Origin of the sequence: Corynebacterium propinquum DSM 44285 (genome assembly GCF_000375525.1) — a bacterium.
Taxonomy (GTDB): Bacteria; Actinomycetota; Actinomycetes; order Mycobacteriales; family Mycobacteriaceae; genus Corynebacterium; species Corynebacterium propinquum.
The window spans coordinates 335,255-361,569 of sequence record NZ_AQXC01000001.1 but is presented as its reverse complement, the minus strand read 5'-3'; the positions used below and the strand labels follow the sequence as shown (position 1 = coordinate 361,569).

Sequence of the window (26,315 nt, the reverse complement as noted above, 5' to 3'; positions counted from 1 at the left end):
CTCATGCCCGAGTTACCTGAGGTCGAAGTTGTGCGCTCTGGTTTGGCCGAGCACACCACCGGCGCGCGGTTTGGGAGAGTCGAGGTTCTGCACCCTAGGGCCAACCGCGGGCAGGAATTTCCATTGGCCGGGCTGCTGCAGGATGCGGTGATTAAGCGCTGGTGCCGACGCGGGAAATTCCTATGGGCCGAGCTTGCCGACGGCCAGGCGCTATACGTGCATCTGGGGATGAGCGGGCAGATGCTGGTTGGTGAGCCAGGGCAGGTGCAGTCGAAACACCTGCGGATTCGCGCGGAGCTGGAAGTGCCGACGCGGCTCGGCGACGACGGTAGCGCTGGGCCGGGCGTCGTCAAGCGTGAGCTTGCCTTCGTGGACCAGCGGACTTTCGGCCGTTGGTTAGTATGCGAGTTCTCACAAGATAACCCTGATCTGCCAGAACCAGCAGCGCACATCGCCCCGGATCCGTTTAGCCCTGATTTTGACGCGGTGGCAGCGGCCCGGGCGTTGCGTAAGCGTCGTTCCGCAGTGAAATCCGTGCTGTTGAACCAAGAGATTATCTCCGGCATCGGCAATATTTATGCCGATGAGGCGCTTTGGGCCGCGCGCATCCACCCGGCACGGCCTGCGAATAAGCTATTACAACGTGAAGCGGTGGCTTTGGTGGAAGCGGCGCGCGATGTCATGGCGCGGGCATTAGAAGCAGGTGGAACAAGCTTCGATGCCTTATATGTCAACGTCAATGGCGGTAGCGGTTATTTTGAACGCTCACTGAACGCTTATGGCCAAACCGGAAAACCATGCCGACGCTGCGGGAATGAGATCACCAGAATCGTGATTAACAAACGCTCGTGTCACTTTTGTGCAGTGTGCCAATGACACTATAAAGTGACAAGCTATGAACTTCCTGGAAAGCGTTGAAGCCGTCATCGTCAAGTTCAACGACGGCATTTGGGCAATCATCCCGTGGTTGCTGATTGCATCTGGTGTGTACTTCGCCGTGCGCACAAGCGGCGTGCAAATCACCAAACTCGGCGACATGTTCCGTTCGTTGGGTGAAGGGCCAAAGGGTAAAGGCAAAAACCTGGACCCTGAATACGGCGGTATCTCCGCTTTCAAAGCATTTACTATTTCCGCGGCCTCCCGCGTGGGTACCGGCAATATCGCCGGTGTCGCGGTGGCCATCACCATTGGTGGCCCTGGTGCCGTGTTCTGGATGTGGATCATCGCCATCGTCGGTGGCGCGACCGCCTTCATCGAGGCCACGCTGGCGCAGCTGTGGAAAACCAGGGAATCCAGCGGTAACTACCGTGGCGGCCCGGCTTATTACATGACCCGCGGTTTGGGCTTCAAACCGCTGGCAGCGGTGTTCTCGGTTGCTTTGGCCTTCACTTTCGGCTTCGTTTATAACGCTTTCCAATCGAACGCCATTGTCGATACCATGTCTACCTCCCTGGGGCTGGAAGGCTGGGCTTTCAACCTGATCATCGGCATCATCTTGGCCGCGATTTCTTCCGTAGTCATCTTCGGTGGTGTCCAGCGCATTGCAAACTTCACCCAGGTCATCGTCCCATTCATGGCCGGCCTGTATGTGATCATTGGCTTGGTGGTCATCATCATCAACATCAACGAAGTTCCAGGAATGATCGGCCACATCATTGGCCACGCATTCGGTGTTACTGAGGTGGTTGGTGCCACCGTCGGTGCTGCGTTCTCACACGGTATGCGCCGTGGTCTGTTCTCCAACGAGGCCGGACAAGGTTCTGCACCGAATGCGGCGGCCACCGCAACCGTTTCCCACCCGGTGAAACAAGGCCTGGTGCAGACTCTGGGCGTCTACTTCGACACCCTGCTGGTCTGCTCGATCACTGCTTTCATCATCCTGCTGGGCGGCGACCACAAGTACGGGCTGGATAACATCGAAGGTGCTGCGCTGACTCAAACCGCGCTGGCTAACGAAGTCGGTAACTGGGGCATCCACATCGTCACCTTCATCATCTTCTGCCTGGCGTTCTCCTCGGTTCTGGGTAACTACTACCTGGCGCAAACAAACCTGCAGTACTTGACGGAATCGCCCAAGATTCTCAATGGTTTCCGCGTTGGTGTGCTGGCCTTCATTATTATCGGTTCGGTTACCAGCATCCCAGTCGTGTTCGCCCTGGCCGATACTTTCGCCGCGACGATGGTAGTGCTGAACTTGATCGCTATCGTTCCGTTGGGTGGTGTCGCACTCAAGCTGCTGAAGAACTACAACCAGCAAAAACGTCGCGGCCAAGACCCAGTATTCCACCGCGATATGTTGCCGGGCCTGAAAAACGTGGAAGCCTGGGACGGTTCCGACCCTGTGACCCGCCGCAGCGAAGAAGATGCGCTGAAATAGGCCATCGAGGTTCGTTACACGCGTAATTTATGCACTTAAAAGCGCTGACCCTGAAAGGGTTTAAGTCGTTCGCCTCGGCGACGACGATGAAGTTCGAGCCCGGCATCTGTGCAGTTGTCGGGCCTAACGGCTCTGGCAAATCGAATGTGGTCGACGCGCTGGCCTGGGTCATGGGGGAAGGCAGCGCGAAAACTCTGCGCGGCGGCAAGATGCAAGACGTCATCTTCGCCGGCGCAGGTGATCGTAAACCATTGGGGCGTGCGGAAGTCACGCTGACCATCGACAATGCTGACGGCCAATTGCCGATCGAGTACACCGAAGTTAGCCTGACTCGGCGAATGTTTCGTGATGGGGCCAGCGAATACGAAATCAACGGCGCCAAAGCGCGGCTGGCCGATATCCAAGAATTATTGTCTGATTCTGGCATCGGGCGCGAGATGCACGTCATCGTCGGCCAGGGCAAGCTCTCGGAAATTCTGGAATCGAAACCAGAAGAACGCCGCGCGTATATCGAAGAAGCCGCGGGTGTGTTGAAGCACCGCCGTCGTCGGGAAAAAGCCCAACGCAAACTCAACGGTATGCAGGCCAACTTGGACCGGCTGCAGGATCTTACCGACGAGCTATCGAAACAGCTCAAGCCGCTGGCACGCCAAGCCGAGACTGCGCGCAAAGCTGCGACTGTGCAGGCAGAAGTGCGTGAGTCCCGGTTGGTGCTGGCCGGCGAGAAGATTGTGCGGTTGCGCGAGCAAGCAGAACAGGCCGCAGCCACAGCCGAAGAACTCCGTGCCCGGGTGGATACCAATCAGGAACACCTGGAAGAAGCAGAATCCCGCCAATCCGAAGCCGAAGCGCAGCTCTCGCAGGTCACTCCGGCAGAACAAGCAGCACAAAACTTGTGGTTTCGGCTGTCTGCGCTGAGTGAGCGCATAGCTGCCACCGTGCGGATCGCCGCCGACCGCGCCCGCAATACCGGAAATATCACGCCATATTCTGGGCAGGATCCGGATGACCTGGAAGCCCGTGCGCAGCGTGCAGACGAGGAACACGAAGAACTCGTCGAGGCCGCTGAGGTGGCGGCAGAAGAGCTTGAAGAAATCCGCGAGGAAGTCGCCGAGCTTAACGAGACGGTGCAGGTTGCCGAACGTGAGCACTTGGCGCGGTTGCGCGCAGAATCTGATCGACGCGAAGGCGTGGTGCGCCTTGTCGCAGAAGAAGAATCGATTGCGCAGCAACTGGCCAGTGCCCGCGAGAATTTGGCGCGTGCAGAAGAAACTGGGACGGAAGCTCGCGCGCGCCTGCGGGAAGTACGTGCGGAAGCCCGCGACTGGGCGTCGCAAACCAAGGACTTGCGCGGGCAGCGGGAAAATCTGGCGATGCGTGCGCAGCAGGCCAACTCGGAATCGAAGGCTGCCGAGCAGCGCTTGGACGAGCTACGCGAAAACCAACGGGAACGCGAGCGCATAGTCTATACCCTGCAATCGCGCATCGACACGTTGCAGGCGCAGGCACCACAACAAGACATCCGCGAGCACCTGGATGATTCTTGGCATGACCTGGTGGATCTCGTGCGTGCGGATGCCGGATGGGAAGCTGCGCTGTCTGCCGCCTTGGGTGAGTACGCGAAAGCATTGGCTGGTCCCGTTTCGGCCGAGTTACTTGCTGGTGCGGGTGATTCCACGCGCGCGGTATTGGTAGATACCAGCCGCGACGGTGCTGCGTGGCACGTGGATACCACAGTGCAGGCCGAGTGGTTGGTCGATCACATCACCGTTGACTCTTCGGTGGCAGTGGCGGTCGGCCGGGTGCTTGCCGACGTCGTCGTGGCCGAAGATTATTTGGCCGCGGTAGAGCTGATTGCCGAAGACCCACGATTGCGGGCGGTGACCCGCGACGGGCTGTTGGTCGGTGAAGGTTGGGTCGAAGTTGGCTCACACGCGGGTTCGGCGGTGGAGCGAAGCTCAGAGATCGCGAAGGCTCAGCAGGGTTTGCGCGTCGCACAAGCCGAGTTAGAACAGCTGTCCGGCACGATCGAAGGCGCCAAGCAATCCGCGGAAGAAGCCCGCCTGGATTCCGCGCACCATGGTGCGGCATTGCGCGAACACGATACAGATATTCAATCCGCAGAGCGGGAAGAACAACGCGTGCGCCAGCAGGTGGAACGCTATACCCGCGAATATGAGACCGCCGCCGAACGCGCCGAACAGGCACGCGCGCGCAGCGAAAAGCTGGAAGCCCAACACCGGGAGGTCAGCGAGCGGCTTGCGCGCGTCGACAAGCACGGTGGCGCCGCCGGGGCTGACGGTGCAGGCGAGGTGGACGAAGAAACTGAATCTCTGGCCCAGCAGCGCCAGGAGGCACAAGCTGCGTTATCTGCGGCCAAAGCGCGGGAGATGGATGCTGTGGTGGCCGCACGCAGTGCGCAAGACCGGGCTGGGCAGGCGCAAGGAAAAGGCGATGCGCTGCGTCGGCAAGCAGAACATGAGCGGGTGGCCAAGCGCAGGCACGAGCAAGCGATGGCGCGGCGCAAGCAGCAGGCAGAGTTGGCCGAAGCGGTGCTGGGGCATGCGCGGGAGATTGCGGAACGGGCCGAGGACGCGACCGACCAGGCTGCGCGTCGTCGTGATGAGCTGACTGCCCGGCGCACTGAGACGACTACCCGGTTGAATGCGGTGCGCTCGGAAGTGTCCGCGGCGCGGCGGGCGTTGGATGCGGCGACGAAGGAATTCCACCAAGCCGACATGGAAGCCTCGCAGGCATCCGTGCGCGTGGAAGAAGCCGAGAATAAAGCAGGCGAGCAATTGGGCATTGCGATCGAGGACCTGGTGCGCGAGTACAGCCCCGGTGAGGATTTCGATCGGGCGGCAGAAACCAGACGGCTCAAGCGTGCCGAAAAGGACTTGGGAGCTTTGGGCAAGGTCAACCCGCTGGCGCTCGAGGAATTCAAAGCGATGGAAGAACGCTACAACTATCTGTCGCAACAACTCGACGACGTCATCCAGACTCGGCACGACCTGCAAAATATGATCGCGGACGTCGACCAGCAAATCCTGGAGTTGTTTACGCAGGCTTGGAAAGACGTGGAAGCGGAATTCCCGCGCGTGTTCGCCACGCTGTTTCCGGGTGGCGAGGCGCGCTTGCTGTTGACCGAGCCAGACGACATGCTCACCACGGGTATCGAGGTGGAGGCCCGGCCGCCGGGTAAGAAAGTGAAGCGGCTGTCGCTGCTATCCGGTGGTGAAAAATCGCTGACCGCGCTGGCGATGCTGGTGGCGATTTTCCGGGCCCGCCCGTCGCCGTTTTATGTGATGGACGAGGTGGAAGCTGCGCTGGATGATGTGAATCTGCGACGGCTGCTGGCGTTGTTTGAGGAGCTGCGTAAGGATTCGCAGCTGATTGTGATCACGCACCAGAAGCCGACGATGGATGTCGCGAATGTGCTCTATGGCGTGACGATGCGCTCGGACGGTATTACGCATGTGCTTTCGCAGCGCTTGGCGCGCGGGTAGCAGGCGGCACGTAGACTAGCGGTGTGAAAAAGAAAATAGCATTTGTATCCATGCTGGCGGCTGCTTCGGTGGCGCTGGCGGCGTGTTCGAACGAATCTGCTGAGGGGGATGACAAGGAACTAACCCTCGGTTATATGACAGCGTGGAGCGATATGCTGCTCATGGCCAATTTGATCGAGCATGTCGCTTCCGAGCACGGCTATAGTTTCGAGCACACAGAGGTCAACGATGTCGCGGCGGTGTATACGGCCGTGTCCAATGGCGATATTGATATTGTGCCGTCGAGCTGGCCGGAACGCACCAACAAGGATCAGTGGGAGCGTTTCAAAGACAATATTGAAGACGTCGGGGTTTTCTTCCCCAATGCCCGATTGACCTTGGCTGTTCCCGAATATAGCGAGCTGGATTCCATTGAGGATTTGGTTGGCGCGGAAGCCCGTTTCGACGGCGATATCATCGGAATTGAAGCTGGTTCTGGTGTGGTTAACGTCGTGCAAAACGAGGTTATGCCGGAATATGGTTTGGACGCGTACACGTTGAAAACCTCGTCGACTCCCGCCATGTTGGCTGAGCTGGACGACGCGATCGCTGAGCACCGCGATGTTGTGGTGACTTTGTGGCGGCCGTACTGGGCGAATAATTCCTATCCGGTGAAGGATTTGGCTGACCCGAAGGGCGCGCTGGGGGAGCCGGAAGGCTTGCACACCCTGGCGCGGCCGGACTTTTCCGCTGAGCATCCGGAGTTGGCGCAGTGGATTTCTGAGATTTCGCTGTCTGACGAGGAATATGGTGCGCTCGAGGATCTGCTGCTGAACAAATATGACGAGGGCGAAGAGCAAAAAGCGATTGCTGAGTGGATCGAACAATACGGCGATTCTCTTCCTGCCTGGCCTGGGCAATAGCGTGGGAATGCCGCACGAAGGGCTCGTCTTCTCCGGTTGCGCAACGTTTAGCGTCGGGCGTCGACAAGATCGCCGCAGGATTTGCGGAGCTGCAAGAAACGCTTTTCGACAACGGTGCTCAGTTTTCTGACCTGCGAGACGCTTTTGAAAAGCTAGAAGTGGTGGCCGCAAAGAAAACCCTGTTGGATGCCTATTTCGCGCAGGCTGTGGTAGCCGCGGATGCTGGGCGCATCGTTGGATCTTCCAAGCCCATTCAGTACCTGATGCAAGTGCTTGGCCTGTCCCGTGCGCTGGCGCAAGGCCGTTTGGATCAGGCCGCGTTGCTTTTCGACGAGCCGTGCACCACTGTCGACGAGGACAAACTTGCATCGCTTGGTCTTGACGACGCTGAGCGGGGCGAGATTCGCGAACAGATGGATTCTCGTGATGACAATGCTCGTGCGGCCCAACATGACGTGCTACGTGCACACACCGACGCTGCGGTGCCGGAACATGTGCTCGCTGCTATTCGCCGCGAAGTAAAACACTTGCTGCCTTTCGCATTGGTATCGCAGGTGGAGGTTATGCGAGAAGCCATCGGGGAATATCACGATGGTCGTGGTCTCCGGGATTTGCGTGCATGGCTGGCCGAGCGCGTGTGGGAAGCCAATACAGAGGTCGATGATCGCGCGTTGTTACGCGGACGTGATGCAGCCTCTCGGCGCCGTGGTTTGCGGTTTTCCGAGCCAGATCGCTACGGTGGCGTGCGTTTTTCCGGCTACCTTGATGCCAAGCGTGCAGCCGTCGTCAAGGCTGTGCTTGGGTGCGGAACCAGTAAAGCCGATGAGTCGACGGACCCGCGTACGCTGGCGCAGCGCCGCGTCGACAAGCTTGCGGATCTCTGCGTTGATGTCGACCGTTACCGGCAAACACACAATGGTGGTGTGAGCAGCATTATTGTCACCACGACGGTGGCTGAAGTGGAAAACATGACGGGATCGACGTTGTTCACCACCGGAACTGGGGATCAGCTCACACCAGCCGATCTATTAGCTTTGCAAGCCGGAACACATGACTTCGTGGCCTTGACTGACAACAATGCGTCACTTCCGTTGGCGCTGGCGAAAGGCAAGCGCAGCGCAAGTTTGTATCAAAAGCTTGCGCTGGCAACGACGGAATTGACTTGTACTTACCCGGGATGCGCAGCGTATTGGTACGAATGCGATGTGCATCATCTGGATCCGTGGCTGGCAGGTGGTGTTACCGATATAGAGAATCTAACCCTTTTGTGCAGATCACATCATGTTGATAACAACGACAAACATGATGGGCACAACAATATGGGGCATGCAGAAAGAGATCCGGTAACCGGCAGAGTTGGGCACCGGTATGCCAACGGTAAATTCGCTACTAATGAGTCATCAGCAGCGAAGAAATCGTCAGGAGCGAAACTGCGTCGAGAGTCAGTGCGGGACAATTTTGGGGCTGCGCATGTAAAAAACAAGGAAGGCTGCCAGAATGGAGACCATGAATACTTCAGAATCATGGTGGGATAGTCTCGTTGATTTTGCGACAAACAATGCCGTCGCGTTTTGGGTGATCGTCGCCGCTGTTGTGCTGGCGCTGATCGTCATCATTGCGCTCATCGTTGGTACCAAGCGTAAAAAGTCGAAGACAGTCCGTTTCGGTGGTGAGGATGCCGAGGAACCGAAACAGCTGACGCAACAGCAAAAATCCGGTAATTACCAAGCCACCGGTGGTTTTAATTTTGCTTCTGGAGGGGCAGGCGAGAAGCAGCCAGTTGTTAAGCCGGAGCCACAAGAGCCGACAACTGTGCCACGTGAGCCGCGTGAGCCACTGGCGGAAGAAAAGCCGGAAGCACAAGAGCCGGTTGAAACACCGGATGAAGCGCATGCGGATGAGTCCGTTGTTGAATCTGCTGAGGTTGCAGAAGCTCGACCTGAAAAGGCTCAACCTGAAGCGGCTCAAGCTGAATCTGAAGCGCAGGATAAGAAAACAGAACCGGACACCGCGGAGCCGGTAGGGGAGCCCGCAGAAGACGCTGAAGAGACCGAACCGGAAACTTCGAGCGAGGCAAAGCCGGACGTCGAGTCCGAGCCCGTAGCCGAGCACGAAGCTGGGCCAGAACAGGTTGAGTCAGAAGAAGCTCAATCAGAAGAAGCTGAGCCTGCGCCGGAGCCAGCAGTAGAGCCTGCTGTGAAAGAAGACGCTGCGCCCAAAGCAGCAGACATTGCGTCCAAAGAAGACATTGCGCCGGCGGCGGGGCGTCTGTCGAAGCTGCGCGGGCGTCTATCTAAGTCGCAAAGCGCGATCGGGCAGGGCGTCCTGGGGCTTCTCACCGCAGGTGATCTGGACGAGGACGCCTGGGAAGAAATTGAAGACACCCTGATCATGGCGGATCTGGGAACCAACGCCACCATGAAAGTCACCGACTTGCTGCGCGACAAAATCGCAGAGCGTGGTGTGTCGAGTGAAGCCGAAGCCCGTGCGATGCTGCGTGAGGCTCTCATCGAAGTCGGTAAGCCAGAGATGGACCGCTCCATCAAAGCCATGCCGCACGACGGAAAGCCAGCCGTCGCCATGATCGTCGGCGTTAACGGCACAGGCAAAACGACGACCACGGGCAAACTCGGGCGCGTGTTGGTCGCCATGGGCCACGATGTTGTCTTTGGTGCCGCGGATACCTTCCGTGCGGCAGCGGCGGACCAACTGGAAACCTGGGGACGACGTGTGGGCGCAACCACCGTGCGTGGCGCTGAAGGAGCAGACCCAGCCTCGGTCGCCTTCGATGCAGTCGCCACCGGCGTCGACGAGGGCGTTGACGTGGTCTTGGTCGATACCGCAGGCCGCTTGCACACGTCGAATAACCTGATGGACCAGTTGGGCAAGGTCAAACGCGTCATCGAGAAGAAAGCGGAAGTCGACGAGGTTTTGCTGGTCATCGATGCGACCGTCGGCCAGAATGGTTTGGCGCAGGCTCGTGTATTCCGGGAGGTCGTCGACATCAGCGGCGTGGTGTTGACCAAGCTCGATGGCACCGCTAAGGGAGGCATTGTCTTCCAGGTGCAAGAAGAACTTGGTGTTCCGGTCAAACTCGTTGGCTTGGGCGAAGGTGCAGATGATTTGGCGCCGTTCGAAATCGAGTCTTTTGTCGACGCGCTCTTGGGAAATGAGCGTTAGCTGAACGTGATAACCTAAGCGACGATGATTTTTTCCTTATTAGCGCTACTCGGGGTGACGGTGGCCAGCGCCCCGCTGTGTTCGCGCCTACTAGGCCGAAACGCGGGTTGGGTGTTGGCGCTACCGCTAATCATTGCAACCGTTATGGCGGTTTCCGTCTACGACGGGGTACACACGGAATCAACGTCGTGGATACCGTCGTTGGGCGTGGACTTTAATATCCGCCTCGACGGTCTCTCGTTCGTTTTTTTGCTGTTGGTCTTGGTGATTGGTGCCGGGGTGTTGATGTATTCCACCCGCTACCTGCACCACAAGGACTCAGCGTTCTATTTCTTCATTACAGGCTTCGCAGCGGCGATGGCGTTGTTGGTGACCACCGATAACCTTTTCGTCTTCTATGTTGCTTGGGAAATGACGACGCTGTGTTCCTTCTTCCTTATCGGGAACTCCGGTGAGAAGGGGCATCAGCCAGCCATCCGTACCCTCCTGGTCACGGTGCTGGGTGGTCTGTTGCTGTTGACTGCCACCATCATCATGTCCGTATCGACGGGCACGATGCAGCTCAGTGAAGTCATTGCGTCCGATTACTGGGCGGACAACCCTGGAACCTTGACCGTAGTGGCCATCTTGGTCGCGGGTGCAGCGTTTACGAAGTCTGCACAATTCCCGTTCCAGGCTTGGTTGCCGGACTCGATGGTGGCTATCGCGCCGGTCTCGGCCTATCTGCACGCCGCAGCCATGGTCAAGGCTGGTATCTACTTGATTTTGCGCTATTCGCCACTGTTTGGCGAGGTAGCAATCTGGAATATCTTGCTGATCGTCTGCGGTTTGTTCACCGCTGCCTTCGGCGCCATGACGGCAGTGACCCGCGACGACCTGAAAGAATTGCTCGCATATTCCACAATGTCGCAGCTCGGCCTGTTGGTCGCCACCGTCGGTATCGGCACCGATGCTGCACTGACTGCAGCGATCGTGCACACCATTGCGCACGCCTGCTTCAAAGCCGCGCTGTTTATGTCGGTCGGTATCGTCGAACACGAATCGGGTACGCGGTCATACTCTGAGCTGCAACACGTGCGCACGAATATGCCAGTGACCAAGACCTTGGTCGTTATTGCCGCAACCTCGATGGCCGGAATTCCGCTGTTGTTCGGCTTCATCTCCAAAGAAGGTTTGATCGAGGCGGCGCTGGAGGCACCATTCGGCGATAACATGAACGTCCTCATCACCGCGGGCATTGTACTGACTTCGATGTTCACCTTTGTGTATTCCTTCAAATACATCATCGGTGTCTTCGGTGCAGGCAAGAAAGACGCGCAGGACGTGGAAAAGACAGTGCCAGAAGCCGCCTTGAGCTTCTGGATCATCCCCGCGTTGTTGGCTGCACTGACACTTGCGTTGGGTCTGTACCCGGGCGCGGTCGACGGTCTTGTCGACGATGCCGCGTTGGCGGTTACCGGTACCGATCAACACGTACACCTGGCTATTTGGCACGGATTCAATATGGCTCTGGGTATGTCGGCGCTGATCATCGTCGTCGGTGCCTTGCTGGTTCTCAACCGTGATCAGCTGTTCCGCGCCATGTCCGTATTCGGTGCCCCGGTCACCGGCCTCTACGTGGTGGAGTTCCTACGTCAAGGCATCATTAACACCGGTAATAAGTATTTCACTGCCGCAACCGGCACGACGTCGATGCGCCGCCACCTGGTGCTGCCGCTGCTTGGTGTTATCGCGCTGACTGTGATTGGCATCTTCACCCTGAACGATCTGCCAGAGGTCGTTGGCGAGCGGGCCTGGGCCATCGACTGGATTTTTGTGTTGCTCGTGGCAATGGGCTGTATGGCTACCGTGATGGCGAAATCTCGTCTGACTGTGGTGGTCGTGGTCTCGATCGCGGGCTTCGGCATGACGCTGTGGTTCTACATCTTGGGTGCTGCCGACGTGGCGAACACCCAGTTGACTGTCGAGATTCTGACCGTGTGCGTGCTGGTGCTGATTCTGCACCGGCTACCGGATCACTTCACCCCAGACACACGCCGTTCACACTTTTGGTCTATCGTGCTTTCGGTTGCCGTTGGTGTGTCCACCATGTTGGCGGTGCTGGCGCTGACCGGACGCCGCGAGATCTCCGATGTCTCGGAGTATTTCTTGCGCGAAACCGAAGAGCTCACGGGCGGTTCCAATATCGTCAACGTCATCCTGGTGGAATTCCGTGCCTTCGATACGTTGGGCGAGCTGACCGTGCTTGGCGTCGCCGGCATCGCAATCGCGGTGCTGTTGTCCAATAACCGTTTGCTGGCGGTCCACGACACGCACATGGATAAGGCTTCGCCGTTAATTGATGCACGCGCGAACTCTGTGTTCTTGCGCGCCACCACGAAGCTGGTCGGCCCAATTATCGTTGCATTATCGATTCTGCTGTTCTTCCGCGGGCACAACGAAGCCGGTGGTGGATTCGTTGCTGCGCTGATCGCATCGGCTGGATTCGCCTTGGTTTACCTGTCTGCACCATCCAACGCCGAAGCCAAGATCCGTCTGCCATATATGGCGTTGATTGGCGGCGGCATCACGATTGCCGTTGCCACCGGCCTGCTGGGCTTTATCGAAGGATCCTTCCTGAAACCTCTCGATACGCACATCTTGGGCATGCACTTGTCGACGGCGCTGTTGTTCGACCTTGGTGTGTACCTGGCGGTGATCGGTATGATCCTCGCCGCGTTCAACCTATTGGGTATGCCGCGGTTGAATTCCGACGAAGCTGATGCCCGCGAACCAGGAGCGGATGCGGATCTTGCAGACCGGTCCCTGGAAGCCGAACCTCAGGCAGAAAGGAACTAATTTATGACTCTCGCCATTTCTGCCGGCTTACTCGTCGGCTGCGCGGTGTATCTCATGATGCGCCGCGACATGCTGCGCATTGCACTCGGCTTTACGCTGCTCTCGCACGGAGCGAACCTGATCCTCATCGCGGCGGGCGGTACGTCGTCGCGCACTGAACCGTTCGGTTCCCATGACACTGCGGCCGTTGCCGAAGCAGCGGACCCGCTGCCACAAGCGCTGGTGTTGACCGCGATCGTGATTTCGTTCTCGATCTCGGTTCTGATGTTCGTCACGGCAGCCGTCGGCAAGAAAGACGATGCCACCCGCCCCGAAGTTAACCTCGCACGCGAGCAGGATGTGGTTCTGTAATGGATATTGCTGTACTACTACCACTGTTTACTGCGCTGCCGTTGATCTTGGGCGGCATACTCGTCGTCGGACACCGCTTCCAGTTGCTGCAAGACATCGTGCTATTTGCCACGCTGGGCGGAGCCGTCGCAGCATCTGCGGCGTTGTTCCCGTTGGTCTCTGAAGGCCAAACCATTGCGCACGGTATCGGCATGTGGGGCTTCGGTTATTCGATTCCGTTCGTTGCTGACATGTTCGCGGTGTTGATGCTTGTCACCACGGCAGTATTGGGTCTGGTTTGTGCCTGGTTTGCTGCAGCCACGGGATTGACGAAACAACGGTTCTCCGCACCGTTGATCCTGATCCTGATGGCCGGTGTCTTCGGTGCGATCTTGACAGGCGACCTGTTCAACTTCTTCGTCTGCCTGGAGATCATGCTGCTGCCATCTTATGGTCTGTATGCGCTGACGATTCACCGGCGCGGCGGATCTCTGCTGGTCGGCGGCATGCGCTTGTTCATCGCATCGAACCTGCTGGGCTCCACGCTCTACATGGTTGGTGTGGGCTTGGTCTACGGCACCGCAGGCAGCATTAACCTCGCCGAGCTTGCCGGTGCGGCGAAAGAAGACCCGGCCGTGGCCTTGGCTGGTTCGGTTTGTTTGCTGGCGATGTTTATCAAGGCATCGATCGTGCCCGTGCACTCGTGGTTGGCCCAGACTTACCCATACACCAGCCCGGCGATTACCGCGCTGTTTTCTGGTCTACACACCAAGGTCGGTGTGTACATGATCTACCGCATCTACGCGGTGCTTTTCGACGGCGACGAACGGTTCCTGTGGATCATGGTCGCGTTGTTTAGCTTGACCATGCTTGTCGGCGTATTAGGTGCGGTCGGTGAAAAGACCACGCGGTCGATTCTGGGCTTCCACATGGTCTCCCAGTTGGGTTATATCGTGATGGGCGTGGCACTGTTTACCGAGCTTGGGCTGGCAGCCGGTATTTTCTACTTGGTGCACCACATGATCGTCAAAGCCTCGCTGTTTATGTCCACTGGTGCTATCGAGGTGCAATACGGCACTGGCGAGCTGGGCAAGATAACCGCGATGGCTAAACGCGAACCGATTATGGCCGTGGCGTTTTTCGTTGCCGCGTTGTCGCTGGCTGGCATCCCACCATTTTCTGGTTTCGTCGCGAAGTTCTCGTTGATGATGGGCACATGGGATGCTGGTTTGATCTACCCACTGGTTGTGATGGTGGTGGTCTCGCTGATCACGTTGTTATCGATGTTGAAGATCTGGGGCGGCGTCTTCTGGGGCGACCCGAAAACTCCAGTACCGGATCCAGGGCATGGGCAAGACCCAGATGGTGCACATGGCACGTTGGGCGGCGGAGTAGCGACCTATACCCGGAGTGATTCGCAAACCATGACGGAAACGACAACCACACCGAAATCCCGCGTTGGTTTCTGGTTGGCAGCTCCTGCTGTGATTACCGCTGCTATCACGCTGGTACTCGGCCTCGGCGGCGAATATTTGATGCAGTATTCCGAGGTCGCCGCCAATAACCTGATGGATACCTCCAGCTACGTTGAGGCGGTGAAAAACTAATGGATATTGCTACTTGGCCTTTTCGCATGGTGGGCTTCTGGCTGTGGTACTTGAAGGAATTTGTGGTCGCGAATATGTCGGTGATTCGCGACATCATTTCCCGCGGCCATGATTCGACGCCCGGTGTGGCCCGCTATGAATCCCGTAGTTTCAAAGGTGGTCACTACACGCTGTTCGCAGCTTTGGTGACTATCACCCCCGGCACGTTGGTGGTCGGCGCCGGTGAGACCAAAGATGGTGTCCGGATCATGTATGTGCACGGCATGTACAACAAATCCGCTGACGAATTGCGCGACGATCTTCGGGATATGGAAGAGCGCATGCTGAAAGGAATTATGTTTCGTCCACGACTGAATGAGGACGCCAAATAATGACTACCGTTATCGCTATTGCAATCGTCATGATCGCGTTGTCGGCGCTGCCGGCTGCGTATCGTATGCTCGTTGGCCCGACTCGCTCGGACCGCGTTTCGGCAGCGGACTTCTTGTTGTTCGTGCTGGTCGCACTTTTGGGGCTTAGTGGGTTCCTGAAAGGTTCTGGCTATACGTTTGACTTGATGCTCGTGGCCTCGGTGGTTGGGTTCTTATCCGCCGTTTCGTTGTCTCGTGCTTTGTTGAGGGGTGCTCGCTAATGGACGTTATGGAAATTATTTCCTCGATCTTTATCCTCATCGGGGCGGGCAACTTCGTGATTTGTGGCGCCGGAATGCTGACTTTCCGCGACGTGTATGCCCGCATGTCTGTCTTGTCGACGGCGTCGGGCTTCGGAGTCTCGATGATCATCATCGGAGTCTTTTTGCTTGACCCGCACTGGTCCACCGCAATCGTGGGCATCGGCGCGATTATCCTGTTGTTGGGCACTTCTGCGATCGGCTCAATTTTGATTTCGCGTTCGTCAATTCTGCGCCACGTTGCCATCGTGGACGTGCAGTTCAACGAGGCTAACGTCTGGGAAGGCGAATTCGTTTCACCATCGGAATTCCAATATCGGCAGGAGACCGGGCAAGCACGGAAGGTCCAGTAGTAGTAGTCGCACAACGTCTCGAAGCCCCACACAGCCCCAAGCCGTATGGCTTGGGGCTTTTGTTACCCCAAATGAGGGCACTAACTATCTTTCGATAGATATTTATTACCTGTAGTACTACCGTTATATCTCGTAAGGCTGATATCAAGGAGAGTTTATGGAAACGGTAATTGCAGGTAATGCCGCCTGGATGCTGATGAGTGCAGCTTTGGTTTTGCTCATGACTCCAGCATTGGCACTTTTTTACGGAGGCATGACAGAGCGCAGAGGTGTGCTCAACATGATGCTGATGTCGTTTGGCTCGCTAGCCGTCGTTAGCATCGTTTATGTTTTATGGGGTTGGTCGATGAGCTACGGCACGCAGTCGTGGGGCGGAATCGTTGCCAGCCCTTTTGAGTTTTTCGGTCTCAAGGACTCCATTATCGATGAATCCGGTGAATACCTGGTTGGGGCGGAAGGCTACGCCAATATCATCGATATCGGCTTCCAACTCACCTTCGCAGTGATTTCCACTGCGATTATCTCGGGTGCTTTGGCCGGACGTGTGAAATTCGGTAAATGGTTGGTATTTAGCGGTCTGTGGGCAACATTTGTCTACTTCCCGCTGGCACACATGGTGTGGGGTGGCGGAATCCTTGGCGAAGGCGATAACAGCGTTGCGGCCTGGATCTTTGGTTCCGAAGGCGGAGAAGCTGTGGTTCCGCCGATCGACTTTGCAGGTGGCACGGTAGTTCACATTTCCGCCGGTACTGCCGCACTGGTGCTGGCTATTGTCGTCGGCAAGCGGAAGGGATTCCCGAAAAGCGTGCAGCGTCCGCACAATTTGCCGATGGTCATGTTGGGTGCAGGCATGCTGTGGTTTGGTTGGTTCGGGTTCAACGGCGGTTCGGCTTTTGCCGCCGACGGCCTGGCTGGCCTGGCTTGGCTAAACACCACCGCTGCGACAGCTGCTGCAATCTTGGGTTGGTTGTTCGTCGAAAAGGTTCGCGACGGATTCTGCACCTCGCTTGGTGCGGCCTCGGGTGTGGTTGCTGGACTGGTCACTATTACCCCGGCTGCTGGCGACCTGAACCCGGTCACCTCGCTGATCATGGGTGTACTCGGTGGCATGTTGGGCTGCCTGGGGGTTGGCCTGAAGTTCCGGTTTGGCTTCGACGACTCGCTCGATGTCGTCGGCGTTCACCTCGTTGCAGGCCTGTGGGGCACAGTTGCCGTAGCGTTTTTCGCTAACGACCGTGGCATTATTACCGGCGGTGGAGCGCAAGGTTGGCAGCTGTTGCTCATCCAGATTCTCATTGCCGCCATCGCCATGATCTTTACCATCGTGATTACTACGATCATTGCGTTGATTCTGAAGTCCACGATGGGCTGGCGTGTCACTGACCAGATCGAAACCGACGGTATTGACTTCGGTGGGCACCGTGAGACTGGCTACGATATTGGCGGTCGTGGCGTGCGTGGACACAGCAGCCGGAACTAACAGCCACCACTAAGCTGAAGCGAGAACACGTTTTCAGCGCCCAGAAAATACAGCTAGGAGCACACAATGAAACTCGTGACAGCCGTCGTCAAGCCGTTTACGCTCGACGATATCCAGAAAGCCTTGGAAAAGCTCGGCTCGCCGGGAATGACCGTTTCGGAGACCGAAGGTTTTGGTCAGCAGCGCGGGCATAAAGAAATCTACCGTGGTACTGAATACGACACGTCGTTTGTGCCGAAGACGAAAATCGAGCTAATCGTCGCTGATGGTGATGTCGAGCAGGTTGTTGATGCAATCGTAGAAGCGGCCTGCACCGGTGAAATTGGTGACGGCAAGATTTGGATCACCCCGGTCGACGACGTTGTTCGAGTGCGTACCGGCGAGCGCGGCGAAAAAGCGATTTAGCCGAATCGTACTAGCCCACTGCGGTGGAATCGCAATGACAAAGACCGCTGCTTAGCTAGCTCGAATTAAGCGAGCCGGATATGACCCGCGTGGGCAAAACCGGCTAGGCTGGTAGGGCTAGTAAATGCCAACGGTAGGGAGTTACGCAACGTGTTTGAGTCATTGTCCGACAGGCTACAGTCCGCCCTGAAAGGGCTTCGCGGCAAGGGCAAACTGACTGAGGCTGATATTAACGCCACCGCCCGCGAAATCCGGCTGGCGTTGCTGGAAGCCGACGTTTCGCTCACCGTTGTGCGCGGCTTTATCAAGCGCATTAAAGAACGCGCCGTCGGCGCAGAAGTTTCGGAGGCTTTGAACCCGGCGCAGCAAGTCGTCAAAATCGTCAATGAGGAGCTCCAGGACATCCTCGGTGGGGAGACTCGGCGCTTGAACTTGGCGAAAAACCCGCCAACAGTCATCATGCTGGCGGGTTTGCAGGGTGCTGGTAAAACCACCCTGGCCGGTAAGCTTGCTAAACACTTGGAATCCAAGGGCCACACCCCAATGCTGGTGGCCTGTGACCTGCAGCGTCCGGGTGCTGTCGACCAGTTGCGCATCGTCGGTGAGCGCGCAGGGGTGAAGACTTTCGCGCCTGATCCAGGAACCTCCCTGGATTCCCAACACGAAATGGGAACCTCGCACGGCGATCCTGTCGAGGTCGCCCGCAACGGTATCGAAGAAGCCCGTACCGCCCAGCACGACGTGGTGATCATCGACACCGCGGGCCGGTTGGGCATCGACGAAACCCTGATGAACCAGGCGCGTGATATCCGCGATGCCGTTAACCCGGATGAAGTTTTATTCGTCATCGACTCGATGATTGGCCAGGACGCCGTCCACACCGCGGAAGCTTTCCGTGATGGCGTGGACTTTACCGGTGTGGTATTGACCAAGCTTGACGGCGATGCACGTGGTGGTGCGGCGCTGTCGATTCGGGAAGTCACCGGCAAACCCATCATGTACGCCTCCTCTGGTGAGAAGCTCACTGACTTCGATGTCTTCCACCCAGAGCGTATGGCCAGCCGTATTCTGGGCATGGGCGATATGCTCTCCCTGATCGAGCAGGCCGAAGCCACCCTGGACCAGCAGAAAGCCGAAGAAGCTGCGCATAAGCTGGGCTCCGGTGAGATGACGCTGAACGACTTCCTCGATCAGCTTATGATGGTGCGCAAGATGGGGCCGATTGGCAACCTGCTGAAGATGATGCCGGGCGGCAGCCAGATGTCCAAGATGGCGGACATGGTCGACGAGAAACAGCTGGACCGGATTCAGGCCATCATCCGTGGTATGACTCCGGCAGAGCGCAACGACCCGAAGATTCTGAACGCTTCCCGACGCAAGCGTATTGCGGCTGGTTCCGGTGTGGAAGTTTCGGAAGTCAACCAGCTGGTGGAGCGCTTCTTTGAAGCCAAGAAGATGATGAGCAAGATGGCTGGGCAATTTGGCATGCCTGGTATGGGCGGTTCGAAGCGTTCGGCGACGAAGAAAAAGCCTAAGGGACGCAAAAACAAGAAGGGCAAGCGCAAGAAAGGAAAAGGCGGTGGTCAGGGCCAGGGCATGCCAAATATGCCGGGAATGCCTGGAATGCCAGGCATGGGTGGCGGAATGCCATCGATGCAGGACATGCAGAAAATGCAGCAGCAGATGCCGCCGGGCATGGAAAACATCGACTTGAGCAAGCTGAACTTCGGTAAGAAATAGGCTCTGGCCCTGTGGTTCACGCAGGGCTTAGTCCACGCTTAGTTCACGTAGCGCTTGATGATCGGCTCCAGCAATGGCTGGGCCGATTTTGCGTATGCGTTGGAAATATGGTGCATATCGCGGTAGACGGCGATATTACCAATAACGACATCACAACGACGACGGTCGCAGAACCAGTCGGCAGTATCGACAGCTTCCATGCCGAGCTCATCAAGCACGGCCTCGGCAGGATCAACCTCTTGGTAGACCTGGTTCCGCGCAACCGAACACAGGCCGCCATTAACTAAGCAATTACTAAAATCGAATGGCTCGCCATTTGGGCGGAATCCCCAGGGATTGTCGCGCAGCCCAACGAAATCGATATCGGCGTCGGCAAGCTCTTGCCAAAACGCTGCATACCCATACGGCACATAATCGGGGCCGTGCCCGAAATCGCCAGACGGGCGGGTGGAATTCGAAATCACCAATTCCGGCTGCTCATCCAGTAGCTTTTCGATGACCCTCTGGCCCCAGTTATAGCACCGCTGATCAATCTGATGGGAACCAACGACCATGTCATTTGGGCCGGTGACGATCGGGCAACCGGCGCGTAGCATGACCTCGAGGCGGAAACCATATTTTTTGCCCAAGGCATCCAGTGGGCCAGCCCATTGCTCAGAGTGTGACCCACCAACCAGATAGACCGCCTTATCGGCGTTCCTGTCGCCGAAGACACACGGCTCGCCGAACCGGGATTCTTCGAACTGCAGGACAGACGAAGGAAAATCACTCGGAATAAAACAATGAACCTCGGAGACCACGGGCTGCAAACTGGAAACTAGTTGCGGGTCTGGCGCGACTGCTACGTCGTCAGGAACATCGTGGCCAAAGTTGGCGAGTACGCCAGGATAAGTCTCTACGGGCAGCGGTTGGTTGCGTTCATTGTGCAGGCGTTGGGTCCACCATGGCTGCACGGTCAATAAAGCAAGCAAGGCGATCGTGGTTACTACCGCACCCGTGACGCGCCCCGGATGGGATTTCGCGCCCGCACCCAGCGCGCGCCAGGACAGTTTCGGCGACTCAGTGGTACGCCGCCGACTTTGTTGGCGCAGTGGTTTTTCGACGCAACGATATGTCAACCATGCCAGCACCAGGGAAACGACAATGATGCTGATTCCCAGGACCACGTTCGGCGAGGATTGGCTCCAAAAATTCGTCGCCAAAATCAACAACGCCCAATGCCATAAATAGAGTGAATAGGCGATATCACCCAACCAACGCATAGGACGGGTAGCCAGGCCGCGTGCAACCACACCGTTGCCGCCGAGCACCAACAACACCGCACCACCCAAGGGGATCAGTGACAGGGGGCCAGGGTAGGCCGTGGAGTCTTCCACGATGATGCCGGTGGCAAACAACAGCGCTAGACCAATGACGCCTGTGACGTCGGCAAGCCAACGCGGCATGGTGATGCGGCTGCCATAAATAACGAGCACTGCACCAAGAGAGAGTTCCCACAGGCGAGAAAACGTCGAATAGTAATTATCCGGAGTGCCGTAGACACCGAAGCGGGACGCGTAAGCAAAAGAAACAATCGTGACGACGAGCAGTATTGGGCCCGCGATCCGGGTGATGTGTTCGCGGCGTGAGCGCAATAACGCGGCCAAAAGCAGGGCAAAGGCGATGGCTGCTAGGTAGAACTGTCCCTGCACCGACATTGACCACAGGTGCTGCAGCGGTGAGATTTCCGGTGCAGCCGCGGCATAGGCGGCTTCCTGGCGGGTCAATTCCCAGTTCTGGTAGTACAGCAAGCTGGCAGAGATTTGCTGGGCGAATTCGATGTTCATTAACCACGGGGTGGCGATGAGCACCAGAACCACGGTGACGCCGATGACCAGCGCGAGCGCGGGCACCAACCTGCGGATCGTCCGCCACATGGGCCACCAGGGGTTCAGTGAGGCGTCGTCACGCGCGGCATAACGCAACTGCGAACCGAGGAAAAAGTATCCCGACAGCAGCAAAAAGACATCAACACCACCGGACACCCGGCCGATGAAGACATGAAAAAATACCACCAGAGCGATGGCAAGGCCGCGCAGGCCGTCCAAGTCATAGCGGTAGGAGGGCTTGTTTAACGATTCGGTCAAAACAGGCTCACATGTTTCATCGGGGTGAGGCATTTTTCGGTCGTTGGGTAGTGTATCGCTTTTGGTGTGCGTTCCCTATTCGAAGGACGTTTACTGAGAACGTCCGCGCATGGTTTGGTCATAACGAGGCTTGCAGGTTAAGATGTGATGCTGTCTGTGTTTCTGCGTAACACTGCGCTCGTCTACGGTCGTCGCAGTCGGGATCACGCGCAGACTAATCCAAGGGTTGAACCGGCCTGCATCCGCAGGTGTCCGAACTGCCCAGTGAATCTCTAGCAAGAAAAGGAGCCAACAATGGCTGTCAAGATTAAGCTGCAACGCCTCGGCAAGATCCGTACCCCACAGTACCGTGTGGTCATCGCGGACTCGCGCACTCGTCGTAACGGCAAGGAGATCGAGGTTATCGGTCGCTACCAGCCAAAGCAGGAGCCATCCCTGATCGACATCGATTCCGAGCGTGCTCAGTACTGGTTGTCCGTTGGTGCGCAGCCAACCGAGCCTGTTTTGGCGCTGCTGAAAGTTACCGGTGATTGGCAGAAGTACAAGGGTCTGCCAGGTGCAGAAGGCACCCTGAAGACCGCCGAGCCGAAGCCATCCAAGCTGGAGCTGTTCAACAAGGCTTTGGAAGAGGCTAACAACGGCCCATCCATCGAGGCCATCACTGAAAAGAAGAAGAAGGCCAAGGAAGAAGCCGAGGCTAAGGCTGCTAAGGAAGCCGAAGAAAAGGCTGCTGCGGAGAAAGCTGCTGCCGCTGAAGGCGAAGCTGACGCTGAGGCTGAGTCCAACGAATAAAGGCCCAACGCATAAAGCCTGTAGCGCTTATTCGTGCGCTTAAGACCGCGTGGTGTTTCCCAACCGGGAACCCACGCGGTTTTTGGTATGACCGACACGCTAAATTAGGGGTATGGACGTACGTATTGGTCGGGTAGTGAAAACCCACGGCATCCGCGGCGAGGTCGTGGTGGAGACAACCACGGATGATCCGGAGGGCCGTTTTGCCCCGGATGCTGTTATCGAAGGCCGCCAGGCGGGTCGTACGCAATCGTTGCGTATTCGTAGCGCGCGCCCACACAAGGGACGTCTGTTGGTGGCATTGAGTGAGATCACCGACCGCACCTCTGCGGAATCGCTGCGCGGTATGGAGTTTTTCGCCCCGGCTGATGAGTCGGATGATGACGGCTACTATGACCACGATCTCGAGGGCCTGCGCGTGTGGCACGATGGCGCGGAGATCGGAACCGTGAGCGGTGTGGTAGAAACCATTAACCGTAGCCTGCTGGAAATTACGTTTGCCGACGACGACCGCACAGCTTTAGTTCCGTTCGTCGACGAGTTCATCGCTGAAGTAGACCTGGAGGCTGGCACCATCACAATCACCCCGCCGGAAGGATTGCTGGACCTGTGAGGCTGGACGTCGTCTCGATTTTCCCGGAATACCTGCAACCCCTGCGCCACGCACTGCTGGGGCGCGCGATTGAGCGCGGCTTGCTCAACGTCGGCGTGCACGATTTGCGTGACTGGGCCAGCGGTGTGCACAAATCTGTTGATGATTCGCCCTACGGCGGCGGCCCGGGCATGGTGATGAAGCCAGAGGTGTGGGGCCCGGCCCTCGATGAGATTGCGGCGGGAAAGCGTGCAGATGCCGCTAACCAACTGGAATCGGCGGCTAAGCATATTCACGGCGCTACCCACGATGAGCTTTCGGGAACGACCCCACAGCGCTACGACGGCCGGGACGTGCGCGCTGGCGAGAACCCGGATGCGCCGTTGCTGCTGGTGCCGAGCCCCGCAGGGGTGGTGTTCAGCCAAGACAAGGCGCAGGCCTGGTCCAATGAGGAGCATATTGTCTTTGCCTGCGGCCGCTATGAGGGCATCGACCAGCGGGTTATTGACGATGCAGCCCGCCGCTACCGGGTGCGCGAGGTCTCGATTGGCGATTATGTGTTGATCGGCGGCGAGGTGGCGACTCTGGTGATCGCCGAGGCCATCGTGCGGCTGATCCCAGGCGTGTTGGGCAACCAGCGTTCGCACCAGGAAGATTCGTTTTCCGATGGTTTGTTGGAAGCGCCGTCGTATACCAAGCCGCGCGTGTGGCGCGGACTAGAAATTCCGGAGGTGCTCACGTCTGGCCATCACGGCAAGGTGGCGGAGTGGCGGCGTCGGCAAGCATTACTGCGTACGCAAGCACGGCGGCCGGATTTGTTGGATGCTGTGGAGCTGAGCACAGAAGATCACACGATATTGGCTGAAGGTATGGGGAATAACTAGGCTTGGCCCAATGATCGCCAGTGTTATTGCCGAAGAATTAGGCGTTTCCAGCAATCGCGTGCAGGCGGCGTTGTCGTTGCTCGCGGAAGGAAACACCGTCCCGTTTATCGCCCGTTACCGCAAGGAAGCCACCGGTGCGCTGGATGATACCCAGCTGCGGCATATCCAACAGCGTGCGGATTACCTGGAAGAACTCGCGGCGCGCAAAGAAACCATCCTGGCTGCGATCGAGGAACAGGGCAAACTCACCGATAAGCTGCGCGCGGAGATCACCGAATGTGATTCGAAGGCGCGCTTGGAAGATCTGTACCTGCCGTACAAAAAGCGCAGGAAAACCAAGGCCGACAAGGCCCGTGAGGCTGGTCTGGAGCCACTGACGGACGCACTGATCGCTAATCCGTCGGTGGATCCAGAAGCAGCCGCGCAGGATTTTCTTGTCGACGGCTATGCCGATGCGAAATCGGCGCTCGATGGAGCCCGCGCGATTTTGGTCGATAGGTTCGCCCTTGATGCGGATCTGGTGGGTGAGGTTCGTGAGCAGTTTTTCCGCGATGGCACGTTGGGTGCCCAAGTCGTGGCCGGGAAAGAAACCGAAGGCGCGAAATTCCGTGATTACTTTGATTTCTCGGAACCATTGACCGCTTTGCCATCGCACCGGATCTTGGCGTTGTTGCGCGCGGAATCCGAAGGCATTATCCAGCTGGATTTCGATGGTGGAGACGATGCTGGTTTCGAGCACCTCATTGCAAAGAGGTTCGAGCTTGATACTGAGGCGTCGAGCTGGCTGGCGCAGGCAGTACGTTGGGGCTGGCGCACCAAACTGATGGTTTCTGCCGGGTTGGATGCGCGGAACCGTGTGCGCAGCCACGCCGAAGATGAGGCGCTGAAGGTCTTTTCGACGAACTTGCGTGATGTCTTGTTGGCTGCCCCCGCCGGGCAAAAAGCGATGTTGGGCATGGACCCGGGCTATCGCAATGGCGTGAAATGCGCAGTGGTCGATGCCACCGGAAAAGTTGTCGATACGACTGTGGTCTACCCGCATCAGCCGCAAAAACAGTGGTCGCAGGCGGTGGAAGTATTACGCGGTTTGTGTGCGCAGCATGCGGTGGAGTTGGTGGCTGTGGGTAACGGCACGGCTTCTCGCGAGTCCGAGGAGTTGGCGGCGGAAGTCGTCGGCACGCTGGAGCCCCGCCCGCAGGTTGTGGTGGTCTCGGAATCGGGTGCATCGGTGTATTCCGCTTCGGAACAGGCGGCAGCCGAGTTGCCGGATATGGATGTCTCGCTACGCGGGGCTGTCTCGATCGCCCGGCGTTTGCAGGACCCGTTGGCTGAGCTAGTAAAGATTGATCCGAAATCCATCGGTGTGGGGCAGTACCAGCACGATGTGAATCAGACCAATCTGGCACGGGCGCTGGACGACGTCGTCGAGGATGCGGTGAATAGCGTGGGCGTGGACGTGAACACAGCCTCGGTGCCACTGCTGGAGCGCGTTGCCGGGCTGAATGCGACCGTCGCAGAGAATCTGGTGACTTACCGGCATCAGAATGGGCGGTTTGCTACGCGCAAGGAATTGTCGAAGGTGCCGCGTTTGGGGCCGAAGGCGTTTGAACAGGCGGCAGGGTTTTTGCGCATCAACGGCGGGGATAATCCTTTGGATGCCTCCGCGGTGCACCCCGAGGCGTACCCAGTGGTAGAAAAAATTGCCGCGACTGTCGGCGCCGGCGTCGGCGAGTTGATTGGTGATTCTACTCGGCTGGCACAGCTGCGTCCTGCAGAGTTCGCCGATGACGAATTTGGTGAACTCACCGTCGCTGATATTATCGCTGAGCTGGAAAAACCTGGGCGGGATCCGCGCCCAGAATTCCGCACTGCCAGTTTCAAAGAAGGCGTGACCAAGGTGTCGGATTTGCAACCGGGCATGATCCTGGAAGGAACGGTAACCAATGTCGCTGCCTTCGGGGCGTTCGTGGATATTGGGGTGCACCAAGACGGCTTGGTGCATATCTCCGCGATGAGCAACAAGTTCGTTTCTGATCCGCACACCGTGGTGCGTTCCGGTGAGATCGTCAAGGTGAAAGTCCTGGATGTCGACGTCGACCGGCAACGCATTGGGCTGAGCCTGCGCTTGGATGATGAGCCGGGTGCTGGCGGAAACAAACCGGGCGGAAACAGGCCCGCAGGGAACAAACCCGGTGCAGCCAGGGCAGCGGATAACCGCGGCGGTAGCAACCGGGGTGAGAAACGCGGCAAGAATAAGGCTAAGAACCATGCTAAGGACAAGGTTAAAAACGGCGGCACGCAGAAGAATAAGCCCGCCGGTTCCATGGCTGATGCGTTGCGCAATGCCGGATTCGGATCTTAAGTTTCAGCTAGCTGGATTCGTGGCTCGCGAAATTATGGCTCGCGAATTTGTGGCTCGCGAACTTACGGCTATGTTTGCGGGCGCGCGTTGGATCATTCGGCCACGTGCGTTGGATTCTGTAGGAAGCAGGAAGTATACTGAAGCCTACAATGCCCGGGTGGCCCACTGCGC

General features: G+C 57.7%; 20 protein-coding genes. 19 read left to right on the top strand and 1 reads right to left on the bottom strand.

The window, feature by feature from the left end; genetic code table 11:
- The first annotated feature begins 3 nt into the window (after positions 1 to 3).
- The 15 genes from mutM (at position 4) to ffh (ending at position 19,388) form a co-directional block, all read left to right on the top strand.
- Positions 4 to 876 carry a bifunctional DNA-formamidopyrimidine glycosylase/DNA-(apurinic or apyrimidinic site) lyase gene (mutM, locus tag B142_RS0101670; RefSeq protein ID WP_018119806.1) on the top strand — a complete coding sequence of 291 codons (873 nt, stop codon included), beginning with the start codon at positions 4 to 6 and terminating at the stop codon, positions 874 to 876.
- Positions 877 to 895: 19 nt separating this feature from the next.
- Positions 896 to 2,377 (top strand): alanine/glycine:cation symporter family protein, encoded by a 1,482-nt coding sequence (locus tag B142_RS0101665; RefSeq protein ID WP_018119805.1) that lies wholly within the window; start codon positions 896 to 898, stop codon positions 2,375 to 2,377.
- Positions 2,378 to 2,406: 29 nt separating this feature from the next.
- Positions 2,407 to 5,883: a chromosome segregation protein SMC gene (gene smc / locus B142_RS0101660; RefSeq protein ID WP_018119804.1), complete on the top strand. Its 3,477-nt coding sequence runs from the start codon at positions 2,407 to 2,409 to the stop codon at positions 5,881 to 5,883.
- Positions 5,884 to 5,906: 23 nt separating this feature from the next.
- Positions 5,907 to 6,785, top strand: coding sequence for a glycine betaine ABC transporter substrate-binding protein (locus B142_RS0101655; protein ID WP_026167748.1), 879 nt, complete (start codon positions 5,907 to 5,909; stop codon positions 6,783 to 6,785).
- Complete coding sequence (locus B142_RS11530; RefSeq protein WP_018119802.1) at positions 6,737 to 8,320, top strand: HNH endonuclease signature motif containing protein; 1,584 nt, start codon at positions 6,737 to 6,739, stop codon at positions 8,318 to 8,320. The genes B142_RS0101655 and B142_RS11530 overlap by 49 nt, the downstream gene beginning before the upstream one ends.
- Positions 8,283 to 9,965, top strand: a complete 1,683-nt coding sequence (gene ftsY, locus B142_RS0101645; RefSeq protein ID WP_018119801.1) for a signal recognition particle-docking protein FtsY — start codon at positions 8,283 to 8,285, stop codon at positions 9,963 to 9,965. Before B142_RS11530 ends, ftsY begins: the two co-directional genes overlap by 38 nt.
- A 24-nt stretch (positions 9,966 to 9,989) precedes the next feature.
- Complete coding sequence (locus B142_RS0101640; RefSeq protein ID WP_018119800.1) at positions 9,990 to 12,803, top strand: DUF4040 family protein; 2,814 nt, start codon at positions 9,990 to 9,992, stop codon at positions 12,801 to 12,803.
- Positions 12,804 to 12,806: 3 nt separating this feature from the next.
- Positions 12,807 to 13,154 (top strand): sodium:proton antiporter, encoded by a 348-nt coding sequence (locus tag B142_RS0101635; RefSeq protein ID WP_018119799.1) that lies wholly within the window; start codon positions 12,807 to 12,809, stop codon positions 13,152 to 13,154.
- Complete coding sequence (locus B142_RS0101630) at positions 13,154 to 14,740, top strand: monovalent cation/H+ antiporter subunit D family protein (RefSeq protein WP_018119798.1); 1,587 nt, start codon at positions 13,154 to 13,156, stop codon at positions 14,738 to 14,740. The genes B142_RS0101635 and B142_RS0101630 overlap by 1 nt, the downstream gene beginning before the upstream one ends.
- The gene (locus tag B142_RS0101625) at positions 14,740 to 15,111 is read left to right on the top strand and encodes a Na+/H+ antiporter subunit E (protein WP_018119797.1); all 372 of its coding nucleotides are present in this window, start codon (positions 14,740 to 14,742) and stop codon (positions 15,109 to 15,111) included. The genes B142_RS0101630 and B142_RS0101625 overlap by 1 nt, the downstream gene beginning before the upstream one ends.
- Positions 15,111 to 15,371 carry an MrpF/PhaF family protein gene (locus B142_RS0101620; RefSeq protein ID WP_018119796.1) on the top strand — a complete coding sequence of 87 codons (261 nt, stop codon included), beginning with the start codon at positions 15,111 to 15,113 and terminating at the stop codon, positions 15,369 to 15,371. Before B142_RS0101625 ends, B142_RS0101620 begins: the two co-directional genes overlap by 1 nt.
- Entirely contained in the window at positions 15,371 to 15,763 is a 393-nt protein-coding gene (locus tag B142_RS0101615; RefSeq protein WP_026167746.1) for a cation:proton antiporter, read from the top strand. Before B142_RS0101620 ends, B142_RS0101615 begins: the two co-directional genes overlap by 1 nt.
- Positions 15,764 to 15,920: 157 nt before the next feature.
- On the top strand, positions 15,921 to 17,243 hold the full coding sequence (locus tag B142_RS0101610; protein WP_018119794.1) for an ammonium transporter: 1,323 nt from the start codon (positions 15,921 to 15,923) through the stop codon (positions 17,241 to 17,243).
- 66 nt (positions 17,244 to 17,309) lie between these two features.
- Positions 17,310 to 17,648, top strand: coding sequence for a P-II family nitrogen regulator (locus B142_RS0101605; protein WP_018119793.1), 339 nt, complete (start codon positions 17,310 to 17,312; stop codon positions 17,646 to 17,648).
- 150 nt (positions 17,649 to 17,798) lie between these two features.
- Complete coding sequence (gene ffh, locus B142_RS0101600; RefSeq protein ID WP_018119792.1) at positions 17,799 to 19,388, top strand: signal recognition particle protein; 1,590 nt, start codon at positions 17,799 to 17,801, stop codon at positions 19,386 to 19,388.
- A gap of 38 nt (positions 19,389 to 19,426) precedes the next feature.
- Here ffh and B142_RS11525 read toward each other — a convergent pair whose 3' ends face one another.
- Entirely contained in the window at positions 19,427 to 21,514 is a 2,088-nt protein-coding gene (locus B142_RS11525; protein WP_018119791.1) for an acyltransferase family protein, read from the bottom strand.
- 294 nt (positions 21,515 to 21,808) lie between these two features.
- Between B142_RS11525 and rpsP the strand changes: the two genes are divergently transcribed.
- The 4 genes from rpsP to B142_RS0101575 all read left to right on the top strand — a co-directional run bounded on the left by rpsP (position 21,809) and on the right by B142_RS0101575 (position 26,144).
- Complete coding sequence (gene rpsP / locus B142_RS0101590; RefSeq protein WP_018119790.1) at positions 21,809 to 22,306, top strand: 30S ribosomal protein S16; 498 nt, start codon at positions 21,809 to 21,811, stop codon at positions 22,304 to 22,306.
- A 112-nt stretch (positions 22,307 to 22,418) separates the two neighbouring features.
- On the top strand, positions 22,419 to 22,919 hold the full coding sequence (gene rimM / locus B142_RS0101585) for a ribosome maturation factor RimM (RefSeq protein ID WP_018119789.1): 501 nt from the start codon (positions 22,419 to 22,421) through the stop codon (positions 22,917 to 22,919).
- A complete protein-coding gene (gene trmD / locus B142_RS0101580; protein ID WP_018119788.1) occupies positions 22,916 to 23,782 on the top strand; it encodes a tRNA (guanosine(37)-N1)-methyltransferase TrmD in 867 nt (288 codons plus the stop codon). The genes rimM and trmD overlap by 4 nt, the downstream gene beginning before the upstream one ends.
- Positions 23,783 to 23,792: 10 nt before the next feature.
- The gene (locus tag B142_RS0101575; RefSeq protein ID WP_018119787.1) at positions 23,793 to 26,144 is read left to right on the top strand and encodes a Tex family protein; all 2,352 of its coding nucleotides are present in this window, start codon (positions 23,793 to 23,795) and stop codon (positions 26,142 to 26,144) included.
- Positions 26,145 to 26,315 lie beyond the last annotated feature (171 nt).

What these genes read in the sequence shown, in the direction of transcription:
- B142_RS0101620 (WP_018119796.1), top strand. Translation starts at nt 15,111, where the DNA reads ATGACTACCGTTATCGCTATTGCAATCGTCATGATCGCGTTGTCGGCG.
- rimM (WP_018119789.1), top strand. Translation starts at nt 22,419, where the DNA reads ATGGACGTACGTATTGGTCGGGTAGTGAAAACCCACGGCATCCGCGGC.
- B142_RS0101665 (WP_018119805.1), top strand. Translation starts at nt 896, where the DNA reads ATGAACTTCCTGGAAAGCGTTGAAGCCGTCATCGTCAAGTTCAACGAC.
- B142_RS0101635 (WP_018119799.1), top strand. Translation starts at nt 12,807, where the DNA reads ATGACTCTCGCCATTTCTGCCGGCTTACTCGTCGGCTGCGCGGTGTAT.
- B142_RS0101615 (WP_026167746.1), top strand. Translation starts at nt 15,371, where the DNA reads ATGGACGTTATGGAAATTATTTCCTCGATCTTTATCCTCATCGGGGCG.
- B142_RS0101610 (WP_018119794.1), top strand. Translation starts at nt 15,921, where the DNA reads ATGGAAACGGTAATTGCAGGTAATGCCGCCTGGATGCTGATGAGTGCA.
- ftsY (WP_018119801.1), top strand. Translation starts at nt 8,283, where the DNA reads ATGGAGACCATGAATACTTCAGAATCATGGTGGGATAGTCTCGTTGAT.
- smc (WP_018119804.1), top strand. Translation starts at nt 2,407, where the DNA reads ATGCACTTAAAAGCGCTGACCCTGAAAGGGTTTAAGTCGTTCGCCTCG.
- rpsP (WP_018119790.1), top strand. Translation starts at nt 21,809, where the DNA reads ATGGCTGTCAAGATTAAGCTGCAACGCCTCGGCAAGATCCGTACCCCA.
- B142_RS0101640 (WP_018119800.1), top strand. Translation starts at nt 9,990, where the DNA reads ATGATTTTTTCCTTATTAGCGCTACTCGGGGTGACGGTGGCCAGCGCC.
- B142_RS0101605 (WP_018119793.1), top strand. Translation starts at nt 17,310, where the DNA reads ATGAAACTCGTGACAGCCGTCGTCAAGCCGTTTACGCTCGACGATATC.
- B142_RS0101625 (WP_018119797.1), top strand. Translation starts at nt 14,740, where the DNA reads ATGGATATTGCTACTTGGCCTTTTCGCATGGTGGGCTTCTGGCTGTGG.
- mutM (WP_018119806.1), top strand. Translation starts at nt 4, where the DNA reads ATGCCCGAGTTACCTGAGGTCGAAGTTGTGCGCTCTGGTTTGGCCGAG.
- B142_RS0101575 (WP_018119787.1), top strand. Translation starts at nt 23,793, where the DNA reads ATGATCGCCAGTGTTATTGCCGAAGAATTAGGCGTTTCCAGCAATCGC.
- B142_RS0101630 (WP_018119798.1), top strand. Translation starts at nt 13,154, where the DNA reads ATGGATATTGCTGTACTACTACCACTGTTTACTGCGCTGCCGTTGATC.